This window comes from Flavobacterium sp. (genome assembly GCF_004211145.1).
Classification (GTDB): Bacteria; Bacteroidota; Bacteroidia; order Flavobacteriales; family Flavobacteriaceae; genus Flavobacterium.
In genome coordinates this window covers 87,985-113,352 of sequence record NZ_SEBS01000002.1, presented here as the reverse complement: position 1 = coordinate 113,352, position 25,368 = coordinate 87,985, and the positions used below count along the sequence as shown (strand labels likewise).

Sequence of the window (25,368 nt, the reverse complement as noted above, 5' to 3'; positions counted from 1 at the left end):
CTTTTTTTATGAAATGATGCGTGAAAAGTGTACTTTTTGGTCGGGATTGTTTGTAACTTAGACCTAACAGGTTTTAAAAACCTGTTAGGTCTAACGCGATTTTAATTTTCGTTTAAAAAATCCGACAACGGCCCGATGAATTTTTCATACGCTTCTACGTGGGGCGCGTGCCCGACATTGTCGATTTCAACCAACTTCGAACCTTTTATCTTCGCTGCGGTTTCTTTCCCGAGTTTGGGATAATTGCCCAATTTTTCCTGCACATCTTTTGGAGCTTTTCCTTTGCCCAAAGCCGTTCGGTCGCGTTGCCCGATGATAAGCAACGTCGGCACTTTTATATTTTCAAATTCGTACACGACAGGCTGCGTGAAAATCATGTCGTAGGTGAGCGCCGAATTTTTTGCGATTATCGGATAATCCTTGTTTAACGTCCAACCCGCAAGAATATTCACGCCTTTGTCGTATTCGGGTTTCCATTTGTTGTCGAAATAAAACTTGAGCTGGTATTCTTTGATCGACTTGTAATCCTGTTTCAGTTCCGACTGGTACCAATCATCGACCGACTGATAGGGCACGACGGTTTTCCAGTCTTCAAGGCCGATCGGGTTTTCGAGGATGAGTTTCTCGGTTCGTTCGGGAAACATGAGCGCGAATCTCGTGGCCAGCATGCCGCCCATCGAATGACCGAGCACGCAGACTTTCCCGATTTTCAACTCGTCGAGGATCGCTTTCGTGTTTTGCGCAAGCAATTGAAAACTGTATTGAATATTCGTGGGTTTATCCGATTTCCCAAAACCGATCTGGTCCGGGATGATCACACGATAACCTTTTTTGTTCAAGTCTTTTGCGGTCTGTTCCCAATAATATCCGGCGAAATTTTTTCCGTGAAGCAGCACGACGGTTTTCCCGTTCGGCGTTTTCGACGGCGCGTCCATGTAGGCCATTTTCAGATTTTGGCCTTGGATGGGCAGCGTGATTTCTTTTACAGGAAACGGGTATTTTATGTTTTCGAGTTTTAGGCCCGAGACTTCGAGGTTTGTTTCTTGTGATGAAACAGACAAACTGATTAGTAGGAAAAGAATTAGATTTTTCATAGCTGGCTTTTATCGAAGTTTAAAAACGTTAGTTTATTTGCAACCGATTCGCTTACTGATTTTTTAAACCATTAAGCGCATTAAGATCATTAAGATCAAACCTTAACGGGCTTAATGAGCTTAATGGTTTTAAACATCTGGCTTAAGGTCGCGTTTGTAATGCGTTCGACCGCACTTAACTGTCAATCACATGAGCGCCTAAAAATTTCGCCTAATTGGTAATATTAGTTAGGCAATCGTCGTAACCAAACCGCCATCAACTCTCACCGACGTTCCGTTCGTACCTGACGCCAACGGACTCGCCAAATACACGATCGTGCTCGCAATCTCGTCGGGTTCCAGGAATCGGCGAATCAGCGACGACGGGCGTGCGTTTTCAAAAAATTCTTTTTCTTTTTGCGATTTGTTGTCGTCATCAAGATCGATGAAATCCGTCAAACCTTCCGATGCCGTCGGACCCGGAAGCACCGAATTTACCGTTACGTTCGAATCCTTGGTCAATTGCGCCAAGCCTCGCGACACGGCCAGCTGCGCAGTTTTCGTCATGCCGTAGTGAATCATCTCGGACGGAATATTCAATGCGCTTTCACTCGACACGAAAATGATTCGGCCCCAATTCTTCTCGAGCATTTTCGGAAAATAGTTGCGCGACAAACGCACGCCGCTCATGACATTGACTTCGAAGAAATGGAACCAGTCGTCGTCGGTGATGTCGGCAAAATCCTCGATCTTGAAAATCCCGACGTTGTTGACCAAAATATCGACTTCAGGCAACGCGCCAAGTAAGTTGTCGATGTCTTTCACGTTTGAGAAATCGGCGGCGATTCCGTACACTTCAGCGTTTGGAATCTCGGCTTTGAGTTTTGCGATCGCGTCGTCGATTCCTTGCTGCTTGCGCCCGTTGATAAAAACTTTCGCGCCTTCTTTGAGCAGTAATTTTGCGGTTGCGAATCCGATTCCGGCGGTCGATCCTGTGACGAGCGCGGTTTTATTTTTGAGTTGTAGGTCCATGTCGGTTTTGATAGAATTAATGTGCGAACTCCACGTTCCAAATTGAAAGCAAGCCTTCCATTTTCCCGTAAATCGGATCGTTTTCAGGCATTTCGACCTTCGCGATATTCTCATCGGCTGTCGGTCGTTCGCCGGGTTCGCCTTTCATGATGTCGTAATCGCAACCGTTCGGATACGCGCCGACGACCGCAAAATCCTCCGATTGCGTCACGCGTTTGTGCCCGACTCCGGCCGGAATCACGATCACGTCGCCTTCTTCGACCGAGACTTTTAATCCATTCTGGCCACCGAACATGAGCTCGGCGTGACCTTGATAAATCCCGATGACTTCGTGCGTGATGCTGTGGTAATGATGGTAATCGTACACGCCGTTTTTCCATGCGTTCTTCCATCCGTGGTTGCGGAAATGCGCGATCATCGCGTCGGCGTCGGTCTTGTCTTCAAGGAAAACGCCTTTGTAAATCAATAGCGGCAGCTTGCTGTTCGGGATATTCCCGTCGTCTTTGAAGGTTAATTGAATCGGTTCCATGTGGTAGTTGTGTTTTAGTTTGTAGTTGTAGTTATGTGTAAATTTCAGGATTGACGATCTTTGGAAGCCGCTCACCATGCAAGCCTGCGATTGCGTTTCTTGCCGACAGTTCGGCCATCGCCTCGCGCGTTTCCCTGGTCGATGAACCGATGTGCGGCAAAACACAAACATTCGGCATATCGAGCAACGGATTGTCCTTTTCCATGGGTTCGGGATGCGTCACGTCGAGGCCGGCACCCCAAATGATGCCGTCGGTCAGGGCGTCGCGCAAATCGAATTCGTTGTGGATCGCGCCTCTCGCAGTGTTTACGAAGATCGCGTTGCGTTTCATTTTTGCGAATGTCGCGGCATTGAAAATTCCCGTGGTTTCATCTGACAGGTTCGCGTGGACCGAAATCACGTCGCTTTGGGCGAGCAGTTCATCGAACGTGACTTTGCGCGCGCCGAGTTTGGTTTCAGCGATTCCGTTGCGGCTGCGGTTGTGGTAAATGATGTCCATCTCGAATGCGCCTTTTGCCGATTTCGCCATTTCAAATCCGATGCTGCCGAGACCGAAAATACCGAGCGTCTTGCCCTGCAAATCCGTTCCGATATTGGCCATCGGTTCAAAAAATCCCCAATCGCCGCGCGCGATCCGTTTGTGATGGAAAAACGCCTTTCGTGCTGTGGCCTGCATCAATAGAAACGCGACATCGGCCGTGGCTTTGCTCAAGACTTCAGGCGTATTGCCGACTGGTATTTTAAGTTCGTTCGCCTTTTCGATGTCGACATTGTCATATCCGACCGAAAACAATGAAATGACTTTCAAATGCTGGCACGATTCGAGAAATTCCGCGTCCAATTTCGTGCGTCCGACGGCTAGCAATCCATCGGCATTTCGGCAATTTTCTATCAATTCTTCTTGCGTCAGATCGCGTTTTTCCTGCCATTGAATGACATCGATTCCCGCGTCTTCAAAAAGTCGCAGTCCGTTTTCAGGGAATTGTCGTGTGATGAAGATTTTCATGTTACCAGGCGCTTGCCGCTGTTAATTGTCCGATGTCGTCGGCCACCAAATTGATGCCCGGCGCGGCGATGATGCTTTTGAGTTGTTCCAGACTTGTCGCGCTGACTATGGGCGCCGTAACCGATGGACGATGGATCAGCCACGCCAATGCCACAGCGGCCGGAGTGGTTTTATGTCGGGCGGAAACTTCGTCGAGCGCCGCAAGGATTTTCAACCCGCGTTCGTCGAAATATTTGTCCATGTCGCCGCCTCGAGGACTTTTCTTCAGGTCGTCTTTCGTGCGATATTTCCCGGTCAGGAAGCCGCTTTCAAGTGAAAAATATGTGATCACGCCCAATGAATGTCCCAAACACAAGGGTTCGTATTGACTTTCGAACTGTTCGCGCGCATACAAATTGTAATGCGGTTGCAAGGTTTGGTATTCGGGATATCCTTTTTCGAGGCTCGTCGCGAACGATTCTTTTAGGCGTTCGGGCGAAATATTCGATGCCCCGATGACGCGCACTTTCCCGTCTTTCACCAATTGGTCGTAAGCCGACAACGTTTCCTCGACCGGAGTCGATTCGTCGTCGAAATGCGTTTGGTACAAGTCGATATAATCGGTTTTGAGGCGTTTGAGCGACGCTTCGACCGCTTTTAGGATGTAGTCTTTTTTGAGTGATTTTCCTTCGCCCATGTCCGATCCGACTTTGGTTGCGAGGATTATTGAATCACGGTTGCCGCGTTTTGAAAGCCAGTTCCCGATGACGGTTTCTGATTCGCCTCCTTTGTTTCCGGGCGCCCAGCGTGAATATACGTCGGCAGTATCGATACAGTTGAAACCCGCGCCGGTAAAACCGTCCAAAAGTTCGAATGATTTCTTTTCGTCGATCGTCCAACCAAAAACGTTCCCTCCGAAAACGATCGGATAAATGTGCAAATCTGATTGGCCTAATTGTCGTTTTTCCATGATCTGTATGGTTTAGAAAGTGTAGATTTTTTTCTCAAGCGAACTCTGGATCGCGGCTTCGATGATGCGCATGGTCTTGATGCCGTCTGAAGCTGAAACGGGCGACGGTTTGTGTTTCTTGATCGCGTGGTACAATTCGTCGAAAAAGCCGTAGTAATTTCCGGGAATCGTCGGGACGTGTTCGCGCAATTCGACGCCTTCGATTTCAGTGTGCAAAACGCCCGAACGGAATTCGGGTTCCTTGCCCCAATCGGTGACCATCGGTTTTTTGCCAAGTTTCAAATCATCTTCCTGGACATCGCCGCGACTTTTTAGGAACGAGCCCTTTTTTCCGTGCAGAATGTACGATGGCAGCGGTTCGCGCACGAAATAACTCGATTTCAATCGGACCCGGAAATCCTTGTAGAAAAGCGTGATGTCGAACCAGTCGTCGACCAGGGAATTCTCGCGCGTCGGACGTAAATCGGCGAACAAAGCGTCGGGAAATCCGAATAATACGAGCGCCTGATCGATGATGTGCGGACCCAAATCCTTTAAAACTCCTGACCCTGCGTTTCGGGTTTCCTTGTGCGTTTTCGGGCTTAGGTTCGGATTGTATCGGTCGTAATGCAGCTCGGCCTCGACGATATCGCCCAGAATGTCTTTGTCAAAAATGTCTTTTACGGTTTTGAAATCGCTGTCCCAACGCCTGTTCTGGAAAACGGCGAGCGTCAGGTTTTGCTCGTTGGCAAGTTCGTCGAGTTCTTCGGCTTCAGCTACTGTCGACGTAAATGCTTTCTCCACAAGCACGTGTTTTCCTGCCAATAATGCGGCTTTCGCGTATTCGAAATGGGTTTCGGTAGGCGTGTTGACGATGACCAGATCGATGTCGTCCGACAAAAGTTCGTCGATGGAACTGTAGCTTTTTACTGTCGGAAAATCTTCCTGTATCAATTTTTTCGAACGTTCCCAAGCTCCTTTGAGTTCAAAACCGGGGTGTAATTCGAGGAAAGGCGCGTGGAATATTTTGCCCGACATTCCGTACGAAAGCAAGGCGGTGGCGATTTGCTGCATTTAGCGATTGTTTAGTCTCGTAAATTTAACCGTCGCTTCGCGAAAGTAAAAACCGCCATCGTAATTATTAACAAACATTTACAAGTCGAAAGATTGCGTGTTGATAGGCTGTTAAATAGAAAACGCTATTTTTGCGTCCAATCATTGAAATTTACCTAATGGATATTGTTGTCAAGCTTTCCCAGTTCCTGTTGAGCCTTTCGTTGCTCATTATTTTGCACGAACTCGGGCACTTCATACCTGCAAAACTTTTTAAGACGCGCGTCGAGAAATTTTATTTGTTTTTCGATGTGAAATTTTCGCTCGTCAAGAAGAAAATCGGCGAGACTGTTTACGGTATCGGATGGTTGCCGCTCGGCGGATACGTGAAGATTTCGGGCATGATCGACGAAAGCATGGACAAGGAACAAATGGCGCTGCCGCCGCAACCGTGGGAATTCCGTTCCAAACCGGCCTGGCAACGACTCATCATCATGCTTGGTGGCGTGACGGTAAATTTCGTCTTGGCTTTTTTGATTTATATCGGGATGGCTTTCGTGTACGGCGATTTCTACGTGAAGAATGAAAATATCAAAGACGGACTCTGGGTGATGAATCCGGTTCTCGAAAAAGCCGGATTGAAAACCGGGGATAAAATCGTATCGATCGACGGGAAGCCTTTTGATCGCGTCGACGGCGGTTTAAGCGAATCGGTCGTGATGTCGAAAAGCATTACAATCGAGCGCGACGGACAGCAACAAACCGTAAAAATGCCCGTGAACCTCATCGACCAGATGCAGAATTCAGGTTCGAGGGAAACGGTTAGATTGCGCATGCCGTTCGTGGTTGGCGGATTCGCTGAAGATTCGAAGAACAAGACGATTCTTGAAGCGGGCGATATCCTGACTTCGGTCGACGGAAAACCTATCCGCTATTACGATCAGCTCACGCCGATGCTGGCCAACTACAAGAACAAGACCGTTCCCGCTACGGTTATCCGCAAGGAGAAAGAAACGGCGGTAAACCTTGTCGTGAACAAGGAAGGAAAGATCGGTGTAGGCCCCGGAGCCATCGAGGAACGCAATATGGAGCGTTTGGGTTATTACAAATTCAATCGTGAAACGTATGGGTTTTTTGAGTCGTTCCCGGTTGGGATCGCACGTGGGAAAGACCGTTTGGCGAGTTATTGGAACCAATTGAAGGCGATCGTGAATCCGGAGACGGGCGCGATAAAATCAGTCGGCGGCTTCTACGCGATCTTCAATATTTTCCCGAGCGAATGGGTTTGGGAGAACTTTTGGAACATCACGGCAATTCTGTCGATCATGCTCGGTGTGATGAACCTTTTGCCAATTCCTGCGCTCGATGGCGGTCACGTTATGTTCTTGCTTTACGAAATGATCACGAGACGCAAACCGAGCGACAAATTCATGGAATACGCCCAAATGGCTGGTTTTATTCTACTTATAGGTTTGATTTTGTTCGCAAACGGAAATGATATTTACAAGGCGATAGTGAGCAAGTAAATTTTGCGAAAATTTCCTCAAAAATTATTTGGAAGAAACAATTTTCGGCTTATATTTGCAACCGCTTAAAAGATAATAATCTTCCTCCTTAGCTCAGTTGGTTAGAGCATCTGACTGTTAATCAGAGGGTCCTTGGTTCGAGCCCAAGAGGGGGAGCAAATGAAAAGCCATTCGAACAGAGTGGCTTTTTTTATTTTAGGCCCCGTAGTTCAACGGATAGAATAGAAGTTTCCTAAACTTTAGATCCAAGTTCGATTCTTGGCGGGGTCACATTTTTTAGATTGAAAAATTAAAAGATTCAATGATTTAAGAGATCGCTTTCGTTAATTCTCTCTACTAATCTTTCAATTTTTAAGTCGTAATCTTTTATTCGTCCGAAATGAAACCTTGGCTGCTTTCTTTCTTTTTGCTTTTGTTCGGACGGAACGCTCTCGCCTCTCACGACCACGACTCCATTTTCGCGAGTCTCGACAAAGCCATAGCCGACAAGCCGATCTACGACAACAAGAAAAAACAGCGCATCGCCGACATCCGCAAAAACATCGGGTATCTCGAGGAATATTACTTCAACAAGGCGATGTACGACGAATACCGAAAGTTCAGACTCGATTCGGCGATCTTCTACATCAAGCGCAATCTGGCCATCGCCAAACGAAAGAACAACAAGGAATTTCAGGAAGCGGCTCAGATACAGCTGGCGAACCTGTATTCGTCATCGGGCATGTATCTCGAATCGGAAGCATTGCTGCAAAGTCTCGACCGAAAGAAATTGACGCCCGAACTCCTACCCGATTATTTTGAAGCCTACAGCCAATTCTACGAGCATTACGCGTCCCACAGTTATGAGATTTCCTATCTCGTGCCGATCGAAAAATACCGCGATTCGCTTTTGTCGGTGCTTGAACCGAATACACTCAAGTTCCGAATCAACAGCGCCCAACGCGACATCTATCTGAAGCAATACGCGTCGGCCCAAAAAAACCTGACCGAGTTATTGGCCGAAGCCGATTCGGATTCCCAGACCTACGCGATGGTTTCGTATCTGCTCGGCGACATCGCGATGCTAAACGGTGATTCCGATAGGAGTTTGGATTTCTACGCACTTTCGGCCATCGCCGACATCAAAAGCGCTACCAAGGACAATGCGTCGTTGCAAACCTTAGCCACGATCTTCTACAGGAAAGGCGACCTGGACAAGGCGAACCGATTCACGAAATCGGCGATCGAGGACGCGATTTTCTGCAACGCCAAGTTCCGGACGATACAGATCACGTCGTTCTACACGATGATCAACAAAACGTATCAGGAAAAGGAAGCCAAACGCAGCGGGCAGTTAAAGACGTATTTAATCTCGATCAGCGTGTTGTCGCTTTTGTTATTTATCGCCGTCGCTTATGTTTATCTTCAGATGAAAAAAGTGTCGCGCATCCGACGCAAATTATCAATTTCGAGTGAAAAATTGTCCGAACTCAACATCGGAATCTCACAAACCAACGCCGAACTCCAGGAAACCAATTCCCGATTGCATGAAGCCAACCACGTCAAGGAAGAATACATCGCGCATTTTTTCGACATGTGTTCGAGCTACATCAACAAACTCGAAAGCTATCGCAAAACACTCAACAAAAAGGCCCATTCGAAACAGCTAGACGAATTGTTCACGATGCTCAAATCTACTACGCTCGTCGAAAGCGAACTCGAGGAATTGTACCACAACTTCGATACGATTTTCCTGAATTTGTATCCGACGTTCGTTGATGATTTCAATACGCTTCTCGTAGATGACGAACACGTCCAGTTGAAACCCGGCGAATTGTTAAACACCGAGCTCCGCGTTTTCGCATTGATCCGATTAGGAATCACCGACAGCGTCAAAATCGCCGCATTTCTTCGTTATTCGTTGAGTACGATCTACAACTACCGGACGCGCGCCCGAAACAAGGCGATCGGGTCGCGTGATGGGTTCGAAGAGCTCGTGATGAAAATCGGAAATAGTACAACGAGAGCTTAACATCGGGAAAAAACGCACTACTTTCTGTTGTCGAAAAAAAGACATAAATAATTAATAGTCAGTTATTTAATATTCAGACAGTACTACTTTTTGTTATTACAGACAACTTACTTCAACTATATCGTTATAGCTTTACACCGAATCAACAAACGAAAGGCAAAACCGCCTGCGATTATTTATCATTTACATATGAAACATTTTATTGCCATTGGAGCACTGCTTATTTCGGGCGTTTTCAGCACTCAGGCACAGCAGAAGAAACCCGTGTATCTCGACAATTCGAAACCGGTAAAGGAACGAGTCGAGGACGCACTTTCGCGCATGACGACCGAGGAAAAAATTGCCATGCTGCACGCCCAATCCAAATTCAGCTCACCTGGCGTACCGCGTCTCGGAATTCCTGAAAACTGGATGACCGATGGGCCGCACGGCATTCGCGCCGAGGTGAAATGGGACGAATGGGATCAAGCCGGTTGGACGAGCGACTCGTGCACGGCGTTTCCGGCGTTGACTGCTTTGGCCGCGACCTGGAACCGGGACCTGGCGTCGTTGTATGGAAAATCCATAGGTGAAGAAGCGCGTTTCAGGAACAAGAACGTATTGCTCGGACCCGGCGTGAACATTTACCGTACGCCGCTCAACGGACGCAATTTCGAATACATGGGCGAAGATCCGTTCCTTTCAGGGCAGATGGTCGTCCCTTACGTAAAAGGCGTGCAATCCAATGGCGTCGCGGCTTGCGTCAAACATTTCGCTTTGAATAACCAGGAAACGTACCGAAACGAAGTCAACGTGAATGTCGACGACAGAGCGCTTTACGAAATCTATCTGCCTGCGTTCAAAGCGGCGATCCAGGAAGGCGGCGCGTGGGCGATCATGGGCGCATATAACAAATACAAAGGCCAACATTGCTGCCACAACGAATATTTGCTCAACGACATTTTGCGCAAGGAATGGGGATTCGAAGGCGTCGTGATCTCTGATTGGGGCGGTGTCCACGATACCAAACAGGCGATCTTCAACGGTCTCGACATGGAATTCGGAAGCTGGACGAACGGCTTGAGTTGGGGAAAAAGCAACGCATACGACGGTTATTATCTCGCGCGTCCGTACCTTGAAATGATTAAGAAAGGCGAAGTCACGACCAAAGAACTCGATGAAAAAGTGCGCCGAATCCTGCGTTTGTCATTCCTGACGACGATGGATTCGAACCGTCCGACGGGCTCGTTCAATTCTCCAGAACATACGATGGCCGGCCGCAAGATCGCCGAAGAAGGCATCGTCCTGCTCAAAAATCAAAACAACGTGCTTCCGATCGACTTGAAGAAAACCAAGAAAATCGTCGTGATCGGGGAAAACGCGTTGAAGATGATGACCGTCGGCGGCGGAAGCTCGTCGCTCAAAGCAAAATACGAAATCTCTCCGCTCGACGGCTTGAAGAAACGCGTCGGGACCGAAGCGCAAATCACCTATGTCCGCGGTTACGTGGGCGACGCGAGCGGTGATTACAACGGAGTCGTTACGGGTCAGGATTTGAGCGAGAAACGTTCCGCGGCCGAATTGTTGGCCGAGGCGAAATCAGCAGCACAAGGTGCCGACGTCGTACTCATTTTCGGCGGACTCAACAAAAGCGACTTCCAGGACGCCGAAGGAAACGACCGTAAAGGCCTCGAATTGCCGTACAACCAAGACAATCTGGTTCGTGAAATAGCGAAGGTCAACAAGAATGTCGTGTTCGTGAACATTTCAGGAAATGCCGTGGCGATGCCGTGGGTAAACGAAATTCCCGGGATCGTGCAAGGTTGGTTCCTGGGATCCGAAGCCGGAACTGCCTTGGCCGAAGTCTTGGTGGGCGACGTGAATCCGTCCGGGAAATTGACGTTCTCATTCCCTGTGAAATTGACCGACAACGCGGCTCACGCGAAAGGCGAATTCCCCGGAACGAAAGACGAAGTCACGTACCACGAAGGGCTTTTCGTCGGATATCGTTGGCATGAAAAACAAAAAATCAAGCCGTTGTTCGCGTTCGGACATGGTTTGAGTTACACGACTTTCCAATACGGAAAAGTTTCGTCGGACAAAAAGACGATGGCGGCTTCAGACAAAATTACGTTCTCGGTAACGGTTAAAAACACCGGCAAACGCGACGGTTCTGAAATCGTGCAATTGTACATTTCAGATTTGAAATCATCGTTGCCGCGTCCGATCAAGGAACTCAAAGGTTTCGAAAAAGTCAATTTGAAAGCGGGCGAGGAAAAAACCGTGAGCATTACGGTCGACAAGACAGCGTTGAGTTATTTCGACGACAAGAAACACGAATGGGTCGCGGAACCCGGTGATTTCGAGGCGATCATTGGCGCGTCGAGCGAAAACATCAAGTCGAAAGTGAAATTCACACTTCAATAATACACTGTCCGAACTCAATCAAAAAACGTATTTGATTTAAAAAGTTAGTACAACATCGGATAGGACATCAAGGCGCTTCGGCGTCTTTTTGTATGTCGGTACATTCGAAAATCATACATTTGCGGCATGCGATTTTGGGTAGTTGTTTTTGCGTTTTTCATTTCGGGGTTGGCCGTTTCCCAAACCCAAACCGATTCATTGCTCCTCGTGCTCGAAACAACCATGAAGTCGCGCAAAACCTACGACGACGCAAGGCAAAAACGCATCGCGTCTCTCAAACAACTGCTTTCGACGCCAAGGATTTCGAGCGAACAGGTTTACGAGATCAACGATAAACTCATCACCGAATTCGTTCCGTACCAATTCGATTCGGCCGTGAAATACCTCAACGAGAATCTCGAAATCGCGACAAAACTCCAGAACGAATTCAAAGTCAACGAGACGAAAACGCGTCTGGGCGGCTTGCTTTCGTCGTCGGGGAATTACGTCGAAGCCGTCGAAATGCTTCGGTCAGTCAACGCGAAAAAACTCGAACGCGCATCGCTTTTGGAGTATTACAATTTCATGATGGAAGTCTACGCGCGCCTCGGATTCTATTCGCCCGTCGAACAAAACAAATCGCGCTACAACCAACTTTTCAACGGTTACGCCGACACGCTTTTGTCGATTCTGCCCAAGACGTCCGAGCGTTACCTGTTCATAAACGAAAGGCGCGCACGTGAAAATGGCGACATCGAAACGAGTTTGAAATCAAACGACCTGAGGCTCAACATGGCGAGAATCGGGACAAGGGATTATTCGCGCGCAACTTTCGGGCGATCGTTGATTTACCAGAAGCAGAACGATCTCGAAAACCGCAAGAGATATTTGATTTTATCGGCGATTTCAGACATTCGCGGATCGGTAAAAGACAATGCCGCGATGGCCGACCTCGCGATGATCTTGTTTGAGGAAGACGATATCGAACGCGCGCACCGGTTCATCGACTTTTCATTCGCCGACGCCGATTTCTACAACTCACGCCTGCGACTGATCGCGATCTCGAACATTCTGCCGATCATCAACAAGACATACGAGCAGAAAAATGAACAGCAACGGTTGGAACTGCGCAATTATTTGTGGCTCATCAGCGCGCTCGGACTTATCTTGCTGGTCGCGATCGTGATGATCTATCGCGAGATACGAAAGGTCTCGAAGGCGCGAAACGAACTGCAGCACGCGAATGAAAAACTGCGCGTGCTCAATGAAAACCTGCAGCGCGCGAACACGCAGATGAGCCAATTGCACGGCGAGCTGCGCGAGAGCAACCAGGTCAAGGAACATTACATCGGGAACTTTTTGAACATTTGTTCGGACTATATCGACAAGCTCGACAATTACCGAAAAACGGTCAAAAAGATGTTGCTCGCCAAACAGACATCGGAGTTGTTCCAAAAGACAAATTCCGACGATTTCATCCAGTCTGAACTCGAGGCATTCTACCATTCATTCGATTCGGCGTTCCTCCACATTTATCCCGATTTCGTGGCGGAACTCAATGCGTTGCTTTCGTCGGGCGAACAGGTTTTTCCAAAGAAAGGCGAATTATTGAACACGGAACTCCGGATTTTCGCGCTTATCCGATTGGGCATTTCCGACAGTGCGACGATCGCGCGACTCTTGCGTTATTCGGTCAATACGATTTACAACTATCGCGTCAAGATGAAAAACAAGGCGGTTTCGAGAGAGGATTTCGAGCAGCGCGTTTCGAAAATCGGGTCGTTTTCGTAAAATCGAGTCCTTTTCAATGTTTTTGAAATCCACTTTTTTTGCGGGCCGACAAGTTTTTAAACTTCTGTATTCAAATTATTTAGATCTTCAGATCCGATTTCCGAATCTACTTTTTTACTACCTGAAAACGTTGTAGGTATTTTTAAGATGTTTCTTCGCAAACGATGTAGATTTCACGCTCGTCGCACTAAATTATTATTATGAAGAAACTTTTACTCTTTTTCGGACTGCTTTTCCTAACGGTTTCGCAAGCCCAAACACTTGAACAAAAAATGCTCATCGATTTCGGGTCGAATGCCGGAACACAAGGGCAAATCACGCCAAATCCCGACGCGAACGGAAACTACTGGAATAACCCAATAAGCGGCGTCGTTGGTGCGACAACCGCTTTAATGAATTCGACAAACGCGCCGAGTGGATTTTCGATGGAAGTCACAAACAATTTCATCGTCAATACGTCGGTCAATTACGGGCCGACGACCACGACGACCGCAGCTTTGGGCGACCTCTCGATTGCTACGGCGACGATGGATTACTGGTATTTGGAAACCGCGGGTTCGGGCAACAATTCGGGTCAAGTGGTTTTCCACAATTTGAATCCGGCGAAGGCTTACAAATTCTACATTTTCGCATCTCGTCCGACGAATACCGTCCGCAAGACGGCGTTCGCGTTTTCAGGCTTGAATTCATTCAGCGGGCAATTGCAGACGAGCGACGGCACGACGGGAAACTTGACGAACATTCTCGCGACGACATTGCTTTCGCCGACATCGGCAGGCGATTTGACGCTCGACGTGAGCATCGTCGAAGGAACGTTTGGATACATGAACGTAATGCGCATCGAAGAATACGGAAACCTCACAACCGTCGACGTTACGGCAGTGACCGTGGCCGGAAACGATATCACGACGAGTGCGCAATCGTCTCAAATGACGGCGACCGTGAGCCCGGCGAATGCGACATTCACATCAGTTAGTTGGAGCGTCGACAATACGGCGATCGCAGTGATCAGCAACAGCGGTTTGCTCACGCCCGTGAACAACGGAACGGTTACGGTTACGGCGACGAGTTCGTCGAATCCTGAAATTTCAGGCACGAAAACGATCAATATTTCGAACCAAATCTCGAACCTGTACTTTTCAGGAACGGCTACCGAGAACGGTGACAACGTAGCCTCGGCGATACCAATGCGACGCGTCACGGGATTGAACAACGCGATTACCAACGAGTTTGAAATCTTCACATCGCTGACCGATGGCACGTTCAATTTTTACACCTCGCAAAACGGTGGACAAATCTTCGGCGCGGGAAGTTCGGCCAATTCCCTTGCCCTGAACGGACCTGCGATCGATCCGGCGCAATCGGGTCCGGTTTACATTACGGTGAATCTCAACACGAATACATACACGATCACACCGATTACGTGGAATGCGATCGGAAGCTCGACGCCGAACGGTTGGTCAGGAACGGGTTTGCCTTTGAATTATCAAGGCAACGGGGTTTGGCAGGCAACGCTTGACTTGACGTCGGTGACTTCAGACACTAATCCGCGTTTCGTATTCCGCGGAAATAATTCATGGAGTTATGTGTTCAAGAAAATCACGGGTTCCCAAAATTCGCTCGTAATGGAAAGCGTCGCGAACGAATTCGCGATTCAAATGAGCGACATCGATTTGACGTACGGGAATTTCATCATCACGCTGAATTTGAGCAATTACACCTACGGCATCCAATGTGTCGCGGTCGATGATTATCAGATCACGTTAATGGGTTCGTCAGGATTGAACGGACAAGGCGCGACGAACATGCAAGGTTACGCTTACCAATACAACGAATTGCTCGCAGATCGCGCTACGGCCGGAAGTTCGCCTTTCCATACGTCGAACCACGCGGTCAATGGAAACAATACGACGAATGTGTTGAACCGATTCGAAAAGGATTTGCTCGGCGATTGTGGAAAGTATGTGATCTTCGGGCTCGTCCTGGGCAACGAAGGCGTACATGAAACGGGCCAAGTCGCCTATAATTCGTATCAGGCGAACATGCAGTTGTTGATCCAGAAAAGCCAGGACGCGGGCAAGACGCCCGTGTTGTCGAACAATTACGGCCGCGGCGATTACAACCTGACCGATTACGCGTTCATCAAACAAATGAACATCGAAATGGCGCAATGGAACGTGCCGACGACGAACCTTTTGGGCGCGACCGACAACGGAACCGGAAATTGGGCCACGGGTTACCAGGACGATTACCTGCATCCGAATACGGCCGGACATACCGAACTTTTCTATGCGATCGTGCCGTCGTTGTTCGATGCGCTCGAAGACCAGAAACCTCAGCCTATCCTAAGCACGACGACGATGCTTGAGATCGACAATGCGGGCGGCGCCGGAAGTTTCGCATTCACGCCCGACAACACCGTGCATTCGTTCACGACCGTGCTCGACGTGAAAACGACGGCCTCGGGAAGCTTGATGGTTTTGAACACCGACGGCGGAACGGCTACGGTTTCGATTGATGCGCAAGGTCATTTGACGTATACGTCGGCGGCTGGAAACATCACGTCGACCGCCGTAGTTAACGACGGAAACTGGCACAAGATCGCCTTGACACACTATCGTGCACGCGGCGCAAGTTTCTTGTATGTCGATGCGGCGTTGAGCGGAACCGTGGCCGAAAGCCTTGTCACGACGACCTTGACCGTGAATCCGACGTCAGCGCCCGCGAACGTTTCGTACCGCAATTGGTTCGTATATCGCTCGGGAATGAACGCCGATGAAATGACGGCTTTGCAATCGAACCTGATGCTCAAGTCGAGTCTCGAATTGTATGCACCGCTTGACGGAACGCAAACGGGAAGCGCCATTTTTACGAACCTCGCGCAAAGTACGAATACGGTCGATGGTTCGAACTATCTCGGCGTCGCACAACAGTCAGGCAAGACGTTCTCGGTTTGGCCGAATCCCGTGAAAAACGTGTTGCATTTGTCGACCGAAGCTGAAACGATTGAGGTTTTTGATGTCATCGGACAACGCGTGAGACATGCATCGGGCGCGAATTCCATTTCATTCGACGGACTTTCGAAAGGAATTTATCTCGTGAAATTGACGTCCGACAAAAATTCGAAGACCATCAAAGTCATCAAAGAATAAAAAGGGAGATTGTTAGTAAATCAAGGCGGCTGTAATGGCTGCCTTTTTTTATGGAATTTGTTTAGTAACTTCGTAGAAAACCAATTCCCATGAAAGCATTTTTTATTGCCGCCGCCGCGTTGCTTATCGTATCCTGCAAGAACGACTCGACTGCAAAACCCGGCGACCAACCTTTTTTCCTATTCGATAAGGTCGAACATTACCACACCGACGTGACCGAAGCGCAAATCGAGGAAATCTACGCCAAACCTGAAAAGTCGCGCAAGGAATTAGGAATGATACAAATCGTGAAAGGAACCGTGCCGACGAGCGCGAGAGATACGGGATTCATTGAAAACATGAGTATTCTTGGGTTTTCAAAACATGAAGTTCCGACGTCGAAAAATGAAAAGATATCCGAAATCTTCTCGGTAAAACCATCGACCGGGAATCCGACGGAAAGCGACTGCAAACAAATTTTCAACGACGTGCTCGTCTTCACGCTCGAAGGAAAAGTTACGGGCGTTGCGAAATTGAGTTTCGATTGCAAGAAACAGCAAATGGTGGGAATTCGCTACAATCCGATGAACTTCGGACAAAACGGAGAATACGAAAAACTCGCCGCCCTGCTAAAATAAAAAAATCCCCGTCGCAATATATCACAACGGGGACAAAGGGCGATGCCTATAGGCTGACCCGTAAATCGTATTATTTTGCAGGCATTGCAGTCGAATCGGCCGGTGTTGTCGTAGTATCGGCCGGAACATCTTGAGCCGGTGGCGGTGGCGGCGGCATTGTCGTGTCTACCATCGTACTGTCGGCTGTGCCATCGGCAGCGCCTTCTTTGCTTTTGCAAGAAATTACCGTTGCCGTCAGCATGGCGCCCAACAATAGGAAACTTGCGATTTTTGATGCTTTTCTCATAATGGTTGCTTTTAAGTTTTTATAAATATAACTAAAATATAAGTGGTTCATTTACAAAATTTTATTTTCGCGATACACATTTGAACATTGCGATTTTTGGGATGCGTAACAAAGTTGCATCTTGACATACTTATGCTTCGACTACAATCATTAATCTTGATATATATGACCAACAAAACATTGATTAGAATTCCGATGATCGCGGGAGCCGTGCTTTTGACGCTCGCTTCTTGTAAATCCGACAAAAACGAGGAACTGGCTTCGGGCATCTTGCTTAAGAACATGGATACGTTAGTGAAGCCGGGCAACGATTTCGACGCGTACGTGAACGGCGGCTGGATGAAGAAAAACGAAATTCCTGCCGACAAATCTTCAATCGGTGTCGGACAAATCCTCGACGACGAAGCTCAGGAAAACGTGAAGAAAATCATCGAGGAATCGGCTAAGGGTGATTTCGCCGACGGGTCGAACGAGCAGAAAATTGGTGATTTCTACAGTTCGTACATGGACCAGAAAACGCGCGACGCCAAAGGGATTTCACCTTTGAAGCCTGAGTTGGCTCAAATCGACGCACTTAAGAATTACGATGATCTTGCGGGATTCTTCGGGAAATTGAACCGCACGGGCGGAACGACGCCATTCGCGGTTTTCGTGACCGAAGATCTAAAAGATCCGACGAAATATTCATTGCTCACGTGGCAAGGCGGGCTCGGGCTTCCCGAACGCGAATATTACTTTTTGAACGACGCGAAATCACGGGACATTCGCGTGAAATATGAAGCGCATATCGCGGCCATGTTGAAATTCGTGGGTGTCGCCGATGCCGAAGCGAATGCCAAGAAAGTGCTTGCGCTTGAGACCGCGATCGCCTCGAAACACATGAGCAAGGAGTTGACGCGCGACGTGACAAAAATGTACAATCCGCAGCAGATCGCCGATTTGGGCAAAGTCATGCCGAATTTCAACTGGAAACTGATGCTTGAAAACGCCGGAATCAAAGGAGAAACGTCAATCGTTTTCCCTCAATTGGAGTTCATGAAATCCATCGACGGCGTCATCGCATCGACGCCTCTCGATACTTGGAAAATATGGTTGAAATGGAATACGATCCACGATTCAGGGACGCATTTGTCTCAGGACATCGACAATGAAAACTTCAATTTCTATGGAAAAACGTTATACGGAACGCCGAAACAGCGCGAGCAATGGCGTCGTGGCGTCTCAGCCGTGAACAGCAATCTTGGTGAGATCGTGGGCGAGGTTTACGTGAAGAAACACTTCTCACCTGAAGCCAAAAAACGCATGGAAGAACTCGTCCAGAACCTGCTCAAAGCTTATGAGGAAAGCATCAAGGAGTTGACTTGGATGACGCCCGAAACCAAGAAACAAGCACTCGAGAAGCTTTCGAAATTCAATCCTAAAATCGGGTATCCTGACAAATGGCGCGACTATTCGAAGCTCAAGGTCGTGAAAGGTGATCTGTATGGAAATATGGAGCGCTCGACCGAATTCGAATACAACCGACAACTGGCGAAACTCGGCAAAAAAGTCGACAAGACCGAATGGGGAATGACACCTCAAACCGTAAATGCTTATTACAATCCTTCGCTTAATGAAATCGTGTTCCCAGCTGCGATCCTGCAACCGCCTTTCTTTGATTTGACGGTCGACGACGCGGTGAATTACGGATCGATCGGAGCCGTTATCGGGCATGAGATCGGACACGGATTCGACGACCAGGGAAGTTCATTCGACGGAGACGGCGTGTTGCGCAACTGGTGGACCGACGCCGACAACAAGGCATTCAAGGAAAGAACAGGCGCTTTGGTCGCGCAGTACAGCGCATTCAAAGTGTTTCCTGATCTGAACGTGAACGGGGAATATACGTTGGGCGAAAATATCGGAGATCTTGGAGGCGTGACAATTGCGATGCGCGCTTATAAAATCAGCCTTAAGGGAAAACCGTCACCCAAAATCGATGGATTCACGGGCGAACAGCGTTTCTTTATCGGGTATGCGCAATCGTGGTTGGGCAAGCAGAGAGAAGAGTCGTTGCGTAACCAAGTTGCATCGGATCCGCACTCACCGGGACATTTCCGCGTGAATGGAATCGTGAGGAACATTCCGGAGTTTTATGAGGCTTTTGGGGTTAAGGCAGGCGATAGTTTGTATTTGGCGCCGGAGAAGAGAGTGAAGATTTGGTAGTTTTTGGTTGATGCGTTGATGCGTTGATTTGTTTATTTGAGTCGGTCTCTGGCGTTAGACGATTGGTTGTTCATTTGTTCATTTGTTCATTTGTTCATTTGAGTTGATCTCTTGCGTTGGACGAATTGAGTTGACTTAACGAAAGACAAATGATCGGAAACTAAAACGAGTAATGCTAATTAAAAAAAAACGAAGTCTTGTGACTTAGTAGTCATTACGAAACGGCAAGTGATTTGAAATCGGAATGGTGCCCTTCGACTTTCGACATATTAAAAAATCCCGGTTACTGAACGTAATCGGGATTTTTGTTTGGATTTATAATCGATAGACGTTGACGTGAATCGAAGATAGAGGAAAGTCCTTTGTCATTCGTCTTTCGTCTTTCGTCTTTCGTCATTTGTCATACAAAAAATTAAGAATCACCGTTACTGAACGTAATCGGGATTTTTGTTTGGAAAAAGATCAACGATGATTCGTAGTTGGGAACACACCTTATATTGGAACCTCAAGGCATGAATCGAAGATTGAGACCAGGCATTCGTCGTTCGTCTTCAACGTGAATTGGAGAAAGAGGCAAGTCCTTTGTCTTTCGTCGTTCGTCTTTCGTCATTCCTCATACAAAAAATTAAGAATTCCCGTTACTGAACGTAATCGGGATTTTTGTTTGGAAAAAAATCAACGACGAACGATGATTCATAGTTGGGAACACACAATTATATCGGAACCTCAAGACATGAATCGAAGATTGAGACCAGTCCTTCGTCATTCGTCTTTCGTCATTCGTCTTTCGTCGTTCGTCATAAAATAAAGAATCCCGGTTACGAGAACGTAATCGGGATTTTTGTTTGGATTTATAAGTGACTATTGACGGTGACGTGAATCGAAGAGTGAAGCGAGTCCTTTGTCGTTCGTCTTTCGTCTTTCGTCTTTCGTCTTTCAACGTGAATCAAAGAAAGAGGAAAGTCCTTTGTCATTCGTCGTTCGTCGTTCGTCTTTCAACGTGAATCGAAGATCGAAACAAGTCCTTCGTCATTTGTCTTTCGTCTTTCGTCTTTCGTCATTCGTCATACTAGCCCGGATGGCAGTGGAAAGCCTTTCACTGAAAAAGGCTTGGTTTTGTTGGGGCGCGGCAGCGACTGAAAGAAGCTCGCCGCGCCACATCTAAAACCAGACTTTTTGGGGAAAGCTTGGAACGGACAGCCGGAAAAAGCTCCTAATGCAAAGCGAAATTAATGACCGCGATTATGGTGTTCACAATCAGGCTCCCGATGAGGAAATTGTAGATGACGCGCGGCGGTTGCTGTGACAAGATCGTGCCGTTGAACCCGACTGCGCCCACGACGACGACGAACAGTTGAAGCATCTGGCCGAGGCTGTTTCCGTTCATGAGGATAGCCATTGCGGCGATTCCGCCCACGCAACTCGACACCAAAATGCCCAGGCTGACGCTTGCAAAAAGTCCTTTTTCAAATTGTCCGAAGTATTTTTCATAAGTGCTCATAACTCATCTGTTTTGATTATGAGGTAAAATTACCGCTTGGCTGTCAGGCGTTTTATGACATTTGTCAGGTGTGGGAAATTTGTTTTGGGATAGATTTGGGAGAATGGGGTTCGGATTTTTTTTAATTTGGTATAAGGCACAGTGTTCAGGGTCTGAAACGGTAGAAAAAAAATCAATTTTTATGACAGATAATTACAAGGAAATATTAGACGCACTGGTGAAGGAAGGTTTTCACCAGATTCCCGATGAGAATCCGGACACGGGAAAGGAATTCGATTTTAAGATCACGCCCTACTCTTTGAATACGAAATTGAGCTTCCGGTTTGAAAATCTGGATCACTTTGTGGAATTTTTGAAACGCAGTGATGCGGAGAGTGAGAAACGCGTGGAGGTTTTGAATGTGACTTTTTTGGAATTGGGGTTGGATCCTAATTCTTTTTTTTGGGTGAACTTTTTTGAGAGAGGGAAGGAATTGGAGATGTAGGGATTTAGATTATTTGATATGTGGCCTGAGTTTTTACTTGGGCTTTTTTTGTGTTAATTTTTCGTGGGGCAGTTCAAGGTTGTGACAAAAATTATTAAAGAAAAATACTTGTTACAAGTGTTTTGATTAACCAACTATCACTAATTTCAATTTAAAAAAGGAAATCTCGAGTTCATTACTTGCCCATTTTTCTTTAAAAAATCCCTTTTAACTATTCATAAATGCTCGACGTAACTTGCGCAATAATCTTTTACGAAAAAAAAATTCTCGTTACGCAACGGAGCTCGACTATGTCGATGCCTTTCAAATGGGAATTCCCCGGCGGGAAAGTAGAAACTTCTGAAAGAGAAGAAGACTGCTTAAAACGTGAAATTCTCGAAGAATTGAATATTGAAATCGATATTATCTCACGTTTATCTCCCAATGTTCATCATTACCCGACAGTTACAATTCGCCTAATTCCTTTTATTGTTAATTTCGCCTGTGGAAAAATAAAATTATCCGAACACATACAGTTCAAAACTTTACATTTGAACGAACTATCAAATTTAGATTGGGCAGACGCTGATATTCCTATTCTCAAAGAATTTCTAGAATTATATTCATGACCGAAGGCATCTACGAAAGTTTAGTAACTAAACTTATAGCTACAAAATTAGAAGAGGTTGATAAATCGTCTTATTACATAAACGAGGTAAAAGTTGATAAGGAAGAAGCAGCCGCTATATTAGCTGGCCATATCTCAAAGATTTTGAAGTATGCATTATCACTTATAAAAAGCGATGTCGGACGACAGATAGAAATTGCAAACGAAATTATCCTTTTATTAAAATCCGAGTTAGGAAAAGAAGAATTTGAAGACGACTTAATTTTAGAAGATGGGAGAATTTTGAAAGCTATTCTGACGAAATTAAATAGTGACTTTTCTGACTTCGACCTTCGATTAAAACAAATTATTCCGTCATCTAGATTACTTCACAGCGAACTTTTTGTTGGTGGGAATTCGGAAATAACACTTGAAAGTGAACTTCGAAAAGAAATTCTTTCTTCTGACAAGATCAATCTACTTGTTTCATTCATTAAATGGAAGGGAATTATCATTCTCGAAAAAGAGCTTCGAGAATTTACGGAGAAAGGCGGAAAGTTACGCGTTATTTCGACCACTTATATGGGCGCATCTGACCAAAAAGCAATTCAGCTTTTGGCATCGTTGAAAAACACACAGGTCAAAATTTCATACAATTCTGGAAATGAAAGACTTCATGCTAAAGCTTACCTTTTCTTGAGAAATACAGGGTTTCATACGGGATATATTGGTTCTTCAAATTTCTCTCGTTCTGCTTTAACCGATGGCTTAGAATGGAATTTAAAAGTAACTACAAACGAGGTTGGTCACATAATCGAAAAGTTCCAAAATACCTTCGAGGCGTATTGGCAAAATCCTGAATTCGAACTTTATGACAATGAAAAGCATATCGAAAAACTACAAACTGCTTTACATCAAGCACGTTTTACCAAAGAAATTTCTCTTCAAACCTCATTTTTTGATGTAAAACCGTATCATTATCAGCTAGAGATTCTCGAAAAACTAAATGCTGAAAGAGTACTTCACGGGAGGTTCAAAAATCTACTCGTCGCAGCAACCGGAACTGGAAAAACAGTAATTTCAGCCTTTGACTACAAACAATTTCAACAAGATAATCCAAACGCCTCTCTATTGTTCGTGGCACATCGCAAAGAAATTTTACTTCAAGCGCGTTCAACTTTTCAAGGAATTTTGAAGGATAATAATTTCGGTGAAATTTGGGTCGACGGTTATCGTCCATTAAACTTCAAACAAGTATTTGCATCGGTTCAATCTCTAAATAATTCTTTATCGGACCTAACACTCGATAAAGATTACTACGATTTTGTTATAATTGACGAGGTACATCACATTGCTGCTAAATCATACCGCCCAATTTTGGAGTTCTTTCAACCTAAAATTTTGCTTGGCTTGACTGCAACGCCGGAACGAATGGACGGAGAAGATATTTTATCTGATTTCTGCAACAGAATAGCCGCAGAAATTCGTTTGCCTGAAGCCTTAAATAAAAAACTCCTGTGCCCATTTCAATATTTCGGAATCTCAGATAGTGTTGACCTGTCTAGTGTAAAATGGGTAAACGGAAGATATCTAGCGAGTGAACTCACAGACTTATATACCTCAAATGATCGACGCGTTGGTGATGTAATTTCAAGTCTTAACAAATACACCAATGATCCTTCAAATGTTGCTTGTTTAGGATTTTGTATAACCATCGAACACGCCACTTACATGGCCGAAAAATTTGTGCTAGCAGGATTCAAAGCTGGTGTTTTAACAAGTAAAAATTCAGCCGAACGAGATTTAATTTTAAAGCAATTCAAATCCAAAGAATTAAATTATCTATTTGTAGTTGACATTTTCAACGAAGGCGTAGACATTCCGCAAATCGATACATTACTGTTCTTACGCCCAACAGAAAGCTTGACTGTCTTTCTACAACAGTTAGGGAGAGGTCTTCGCCTTTTTGAGGGAAAGGATGCGCTAACTGTTTTGGATTTCGTAGGGAACGCACGTCCTGAATACGATTTTGAAATGAAGTTTAGGGCGCTTATTGGTAAAACAAACTCGTCAGTTCAAAAAGAAGTGGAAGATGAATTTCCGCATTTACCGCTTGGGTGTTCTATTATTTTAGAGAAAAAGGCAAAAGAGCATATTTTGGAAAATATTCGTCGCGCCACTTCATCGAATCGGAAACAGTTGGTGCTACGAATTCAGAACTTTGAACACCAATTTCTGTCGCCTTTAACTTTATCAAACTTCCTAACTTTTAGCAACATTAAGATAAATACGATTTATAAAAAAGATAGTTGGAGTCGACTATGTGTTGAGGCAAATCGGCTACCGAATTTTTCGAGTAAAAATGAGAAAGAGATTGCTGGGGCGATTAAAAACAAATGGATTTCAACTGTTTCTTCGACTTATTTTAATTTCATTTTGAACCTTGCAAAAAATGATTTCAAAGTTCATTTAGATGAACTAGATGCTAACGAGAAAAAAATGCTTCTGATGTTGCACTATGACGTTTGGCAAAACGCTGGAGTTTTCTCAACCATTCAAGAAAGTATCAGGGCAATTGGAGAAAATAAAATAATGGTAAACGAGATTATTGCAGTTCTCGAGTATTTGCTAGACGGTATTGGTTTCATCGAAAAGGACATACGTTTACCTTACGAACAACCGCTAAAAGTACATGCTCGTTATACCCGTGATCAAATTTTAGTAGCTTTTGAAGATTCTACTTTCGAAAAAAAATCTTCAAATCGCGAAGGCGTTTACGAAAACAAATCGTTGAATACAGAATTGCTATTTATCGACTTGTTCAAATCAGAAGAAGATTACTCGCCAACAACTATGTATAACGATTATGCCATAAGCGAAACGATTTTCCATTGGCAGTCACAAAACCAAACTCGTGCAGACAGAGGCAAAGGGCTAACTTACATCAACCAAGAAGAAAACAATAAAATCATTCTGCTATTTGTGCGCGAGCAATCGAAAGACGAATATGGAAATACGATAGGCTATGTATTCTTAGGTGATGGGACGTTTGAAACCCACTACGGCTCAAAACCAATGAGTATAAATTGGAAATTGTCTGAGCCAATGCCGAATTATTTATGGAAACAATCCGCCAAATTATCTGTCGGATAAGATTTAATCCCGCCTTCAAGATAATATTATATTTTTGAAATCGAATTCGA

General features: G+C 46.0%; 18 protein-coding genes and 2 tRNA genes. 12 read left to right on the top strand and 8 right to left on the bottom strand.

Annotated elements, in window-relative coordinates:
- Positions 1-101 precede the first annotated feature (101 nt).
- The 6 genes from EOO50_RS01520 to EOO50_RS01495 all read right to left on the bottom strand — a co-directional run bounded on the left by EOO50_RS01520 (position 102) and on the right by EOO50_RS01495 (position 5,642).
- Positions 102-1,094 (bottom strand): alpha/beta hydrolase, encoded by a 993-nt coding sequence (locus EOO50_RS01520; RefSeq protein ID WP_290837200.1) that lies wholly within the window; start codon positions 1,092-1,094, stop codon positions 102-104.
- Between the two features lie 228 nt (positions 1,095-1,322).
- The gene (locus tag EOO50_RS01515) at positions 1,323-2,105 is read right to left on the bottom strand and encodes an SDR family oxidoreductase (RefSeq protein ID WP_290837199.1); all 783 of its coding nucleotides are present in this window, start codon (positions 2,103-2,105) and stop codon (positions 1,323-1,325) included.
- 16 nt (positions 2,106-2,121) lie between these two features.
- On the bottom strand, positions 2,122-2,634 hold the full coding sequence (locus EOO50_RS01510; RefSeq protein WP_290837198.1) for a cupin domain-containing protein: 513 nt from the start codon (positions 2,632-2,634) through the stop codon (positions 2,122-2,124).
- A 31-nt stretch (positions 2,635-2,665) separates the two neighbouring features.
- On the bottom strand, positions 2,666-3,640 hold the full coding sequence (locus EOO50_RS01505; RefSeq protein WP_290837197.1) for a D-glycerate dehydrogenase: 975 nt from the start codon (positions 3,638-3,640) through the stop codon (positions 2,666-2,668).
- Between the two features lies 1 nt (position 3,641).
- The gene (locus EOO50_RS01500) at positions 3,642-4,589 is read right to left on the bottom strand and encodes an aldo/keto reductase (protein ID WP_290837196.1); all 948 of its coding nucleotides are present in this window, start codon (positions 4,587-4,589) and stop codon (positions 3,642-3,644) included.
- Between the two features lie 12 nt (positions 4,590-4,601).
- Positions 4,602-5,642: a Gfo/Idh/MocA family oxidoreductase gene (locus EOO50_RS01495; protein WP_290837194.1), complete on the bottom strand. Its 1,041-nt coding sequence runs from the start codon at positions 5,640-5,642 to the stop codon at positions 4,602-4,604.
- Between the two features lie 158 nt (positions 5,643-5,800).
- Between EOO50_RS01495 and rseP the strand changes: the two genes are divergently transcribed.
- The 8 genes from rseP to EOO50_RS01455 all read left to right on the top strand — a co-directional run bounded on the left by rseP (position 5,801) and on the right by EOO50_RS01455 (position 17,103).
- Entirely contained in the window at positions 5,801-7,147 is a 1,347-nt protein-coding gene (gene rseP / locus EOO50_RS01490) for an RIP metalloprotease RseP (RefSeq protein WP_290837192.1), read from the top strand.
- An 82-nt stretch (positions 7,148-7,229) separates the two neighbouring features.
- Positions 7,230-7,303: transfer RNA gene (locus EOO50_RS01485), tRNA-Asn, on the top strand.
- Between the two features lie 42 nt (positions 7,304-7,345).
- A tRNA-Arg gene (locus tag EOO50_RS01480) sits at positions 7,346-7,417 on the top strand.
- Between the two features lie 109 nt (positions 7,418-7,526).
- Positions 7,527-9,158 carry a DUF6377 domain-containing protein gene (locus EOO50_RS01475; protein WP_290837190.1) on the top strand — a complete coding sequence of 544 codons (1,632 nt, stop codon included), beginning with the start codon at positions 7,527-7,529 and terminating at the stop codon, positions 9,156-9,158.
- Positions 9,159-9,347: 189 nt separating this feature from the next.
- Positions 9,348-11,564 carry a glycoside hydrolase family 3 C-terminal domain-containing protein gene (locus EOO50_RS01470; RefSeq protein ID WP_290837188.1) on the top strand — a complete coding sequence of 739 codons (2,217 nt, stop codon included), beginning with the start codon at positions 9,348-9,350 and terminating at the stop codon, positions 11,562-11,564.
- A 126-nt stretch (positions 11,565-11,690) separates the two neighbouring features.
- Complete coding sequence (locus tag EOO50_RS01465) at positions 11,691-13,334, top strand: DUF6377 domain-containing protein (RefSeq protein ID WP_290837186.1); 1,644 nt, start codon at positions 11,691-11,693, stop codon at positions 13,332-13,334.
- A 200-nt stretch (positions 13,335-13,534) separates the two neighbouring features.
- Positions 13,535-16,486 (top strand): T9SS type A sorting domain-containing protein, encoded by a 2,952-nt coding sequence (locus EOO50_RS01460; RefSeq protein WP_290837184.1) that lies wholly within the window; start codon positions 13,535-13,537, stop codon positions 16,484-16,486.
- An 89-nt stretch (positions 16,487-16,575) separates the two neighbouring features.
- A complete protein-coding gene (locus EOO50_RS01455; protein ID WP_290837182.1) occupies positions 16,576-17,103 on the top strand; it encodes a hypothetical protein in 528 nt (175 codons plus the stop codon).
- Between the two features lie 70 nt (positions 17,104-17,173).
- Here EOO50_RS01455 and EOO50_RS01450 read toward each other — a convergent pair whose 3' ends face one another.
- Positions 17,174-17,389 carry a hypothetical protein gene (locus EOO50_RS01450; protein WP_290837180.1) on the bottom strand — a complete coding sequence of 72 codons (216 nt, stop codon included), beginning with the start codon at positions 17,387-17,389 and terminating at the stop codon, positions 17,174-17,176.
- A 165-nt stretch (positions 17,390-17,554) separates the two neighbouring features.
- On the opposite strand from EOO50_RS01450, the gene EOO50_RS01445 reads away from it, so the two are divergent.
- Positions 17,555-19,594 carry a M13 family metallopeptidase gene (locus EOO50_RS01445; protein WP_290837178.1) on the top strand — a complete coding sequence of 680 codons (2,040 nt, stop codon included), beginning with the start codon at positions 17,555-17,557 and terminating at the stop codon, positions 19,592-19,594.
- Between the two features lie 1,213 nt (positions 19,595-20,807).
- Here EOO50_RS01445 and EOO50_RS01440 read toward each other — a convergent pair.
- Positions 20,808-21,095, bottom strand: coding sequence for a hypothetical protein (locus tag EOO50_RS01440; protein ID WP_290837176.1), 288 nt, complete (start codon positions 21,093-21,095; stop codon positions 20,808-20,810).
- A gap of 181 nt (positions 21,096-21,276) precedes the next feature.
- Here EOO50_RS01440 and EOO50_RS01435 point away from each other — a divergent pair, with 181 nt between their 5' ends.
- From EOO50_RS01435 to EOO50_RS01425, 3 genes are all read left to right on the top strand, one after another.
- Positions 21,277-21,579, top strand: a complete 303-nt coding sequence (locus EOO50_RS01435) for a hypothetical protein (protein WP_290837174.1) — start codon at positions 21,277-21,279, stop codon at positions 21,577-21,579.
- Positions 21,580-21,800: 221 nt separating this feature from the next.
- Positions 21,801-22,187 (top strand): (deoxy)nucleoside triphosphate pyrophosphohydrolase, encoded by a 387-nt coding sequence (locus EOO50_RS01430; protein WP_290837172.1) that lies wholly within the window; start codon positions 21,801-21,803, stop codon positions 22,185-22,187.
- Entirely contained in the window at positions 22,184-25,318 is a 3,135-nt protein-coding gene (locus tag EOO50_RS01425; RefSeq protein WP_290837170.1) for a DEAD/DEAH box helicase, read from the top strand. The genes EOO50_RS01430 and EOO50_RS01425 overlap by 4 nt, the downstream gene beginning before the upstream one ends.
- Positions 25,319-25,368 lie beyond the last annotated feature (50 nt).

Bases quoted from the DNA above. Each gene is read 5' to 3' on its own strand.
- EOO50_RS01425 (WP_290837170.1), top strand. From the start codon at position 22,184: ATGACCGAAGGCATCTACGAAAGTTTAGTAACTAAACTTATAGCTACA.
- EOO50_RS01455 (WP_290837182.1), top strand. From the start codon at position 16,576: ATGAAAGCATTTTTTATTGCCGCCGCCGCGTTGCTTATCGTATCCTGC.
- EOO50_RS01460 (WP_290837184.1), top strand. From the start codon at position 13,535: ATGAAGAAACTTTTACTCTTTTTCGGACTGCTTTTCCTAACGGTTTCG.
- EOO50_RS01465 (WP_290837186.1), top strand. From the start codon at position 11,691: ATGCGATTTTGGGTAGTTGTTTTTGCGTTTTTCATTTCGGGGTTGGCC.
- EOO50_RS01510 (WP_290837198.1), bottom strand. From the start codon at position 2,634: ATGGAACCGATTCAATTAACCTTCAAAGACGACGGGAATATCCCGAAC.
- EOO50_RS01445 (WP_290837178.1), top strand. From the start codon at position 17,555: ATGACCAACAAAACATTGATTAGAATTCCGATGATCGCGGGAGCCGTG.
- EOO50_RS01475 (WP_290837190.1), top strand. From the start codon at position 7,527: ATGAAACCTTGGCTGCTTTCTTTCTTTTTGCTTTTGTTCGGACGGAAC.
- EOO50_RS01450 (WP_290837180.1), bottom strand. From the start codon at position 17,389: ATGAGAAAAGCATCAAAAATCGCAAGTTTCCTATTGTTGGGCGCCATG.
- EOO50_RS01470 (WP_290837188.1), top strand. From the start codon at position 9,348: ATGAAACATTTTATTGCCATTGGAGCACTGCTTATTTCGGGCGTTTTC.
- EOO50_RS01440 (WP_290837176.1), bottom strand. From the start codon at position 21,095: ATGAGCACTTATGAAAAATACTTCGGACAATTTGAAAAAGGACTTTTT.
- EOO50_RS01515 (WP_290837199.1), bottom strand. From the start codon at position 2,105: ATGGACCTACAACTCAAAAATAAAACCGCGCTCGTCACAGGATCGACC.
- EOO50_RS01505 (WP_290837197.1), bottom strand. From the start codon at position 3,640: ATGAAAATCTTCATCACACGACAATTCCCTGAAAACGGACTGCGACTT.
- EOO50_RS01495 (WP_290837194.1), bottom strand. From the start codon at position 5,642: ATGCAGCAAATCGCCACCGCCTTGCTTTCGTACGGAATGTCGGGCAAA.
- EOO50_RS01430 (WP_290837172.1), top strand. From the start codon at position 21,801: ATGCTCGACGTAACTTGCGCAATAATCTTTTACGAAAAAAAAATTCTC.
- EOO50_RS01500 (WP_290837196.1), bottom strand. From the start codon at position 4,589: ATGGAAAAACGACAATTAGGCCAATCAGATTTGCACATTTATCCGATC.
- EOO50_RS01520 (WP_290837200.1), bottom strand. From the start codon at position 1,094: ATGAAAAATCTAATTCTTTTCCTACTAATCAGTTTGTCTGTTTCATCA.
- rseP (WP_290837192.1), top strand. From the start codon at position 5,801: ATGGATATTGTTGTCAAGCTTTCCCAGTTCCTGTTGAGCCTTTCGTTG.
- EOO50_RS01435 (WP_290837174.1), top strand. From the start codon at position 21,277: ATGACAGATAATTACAAGGAAATATTAGACGCACTGGTGAAGGAAGGT.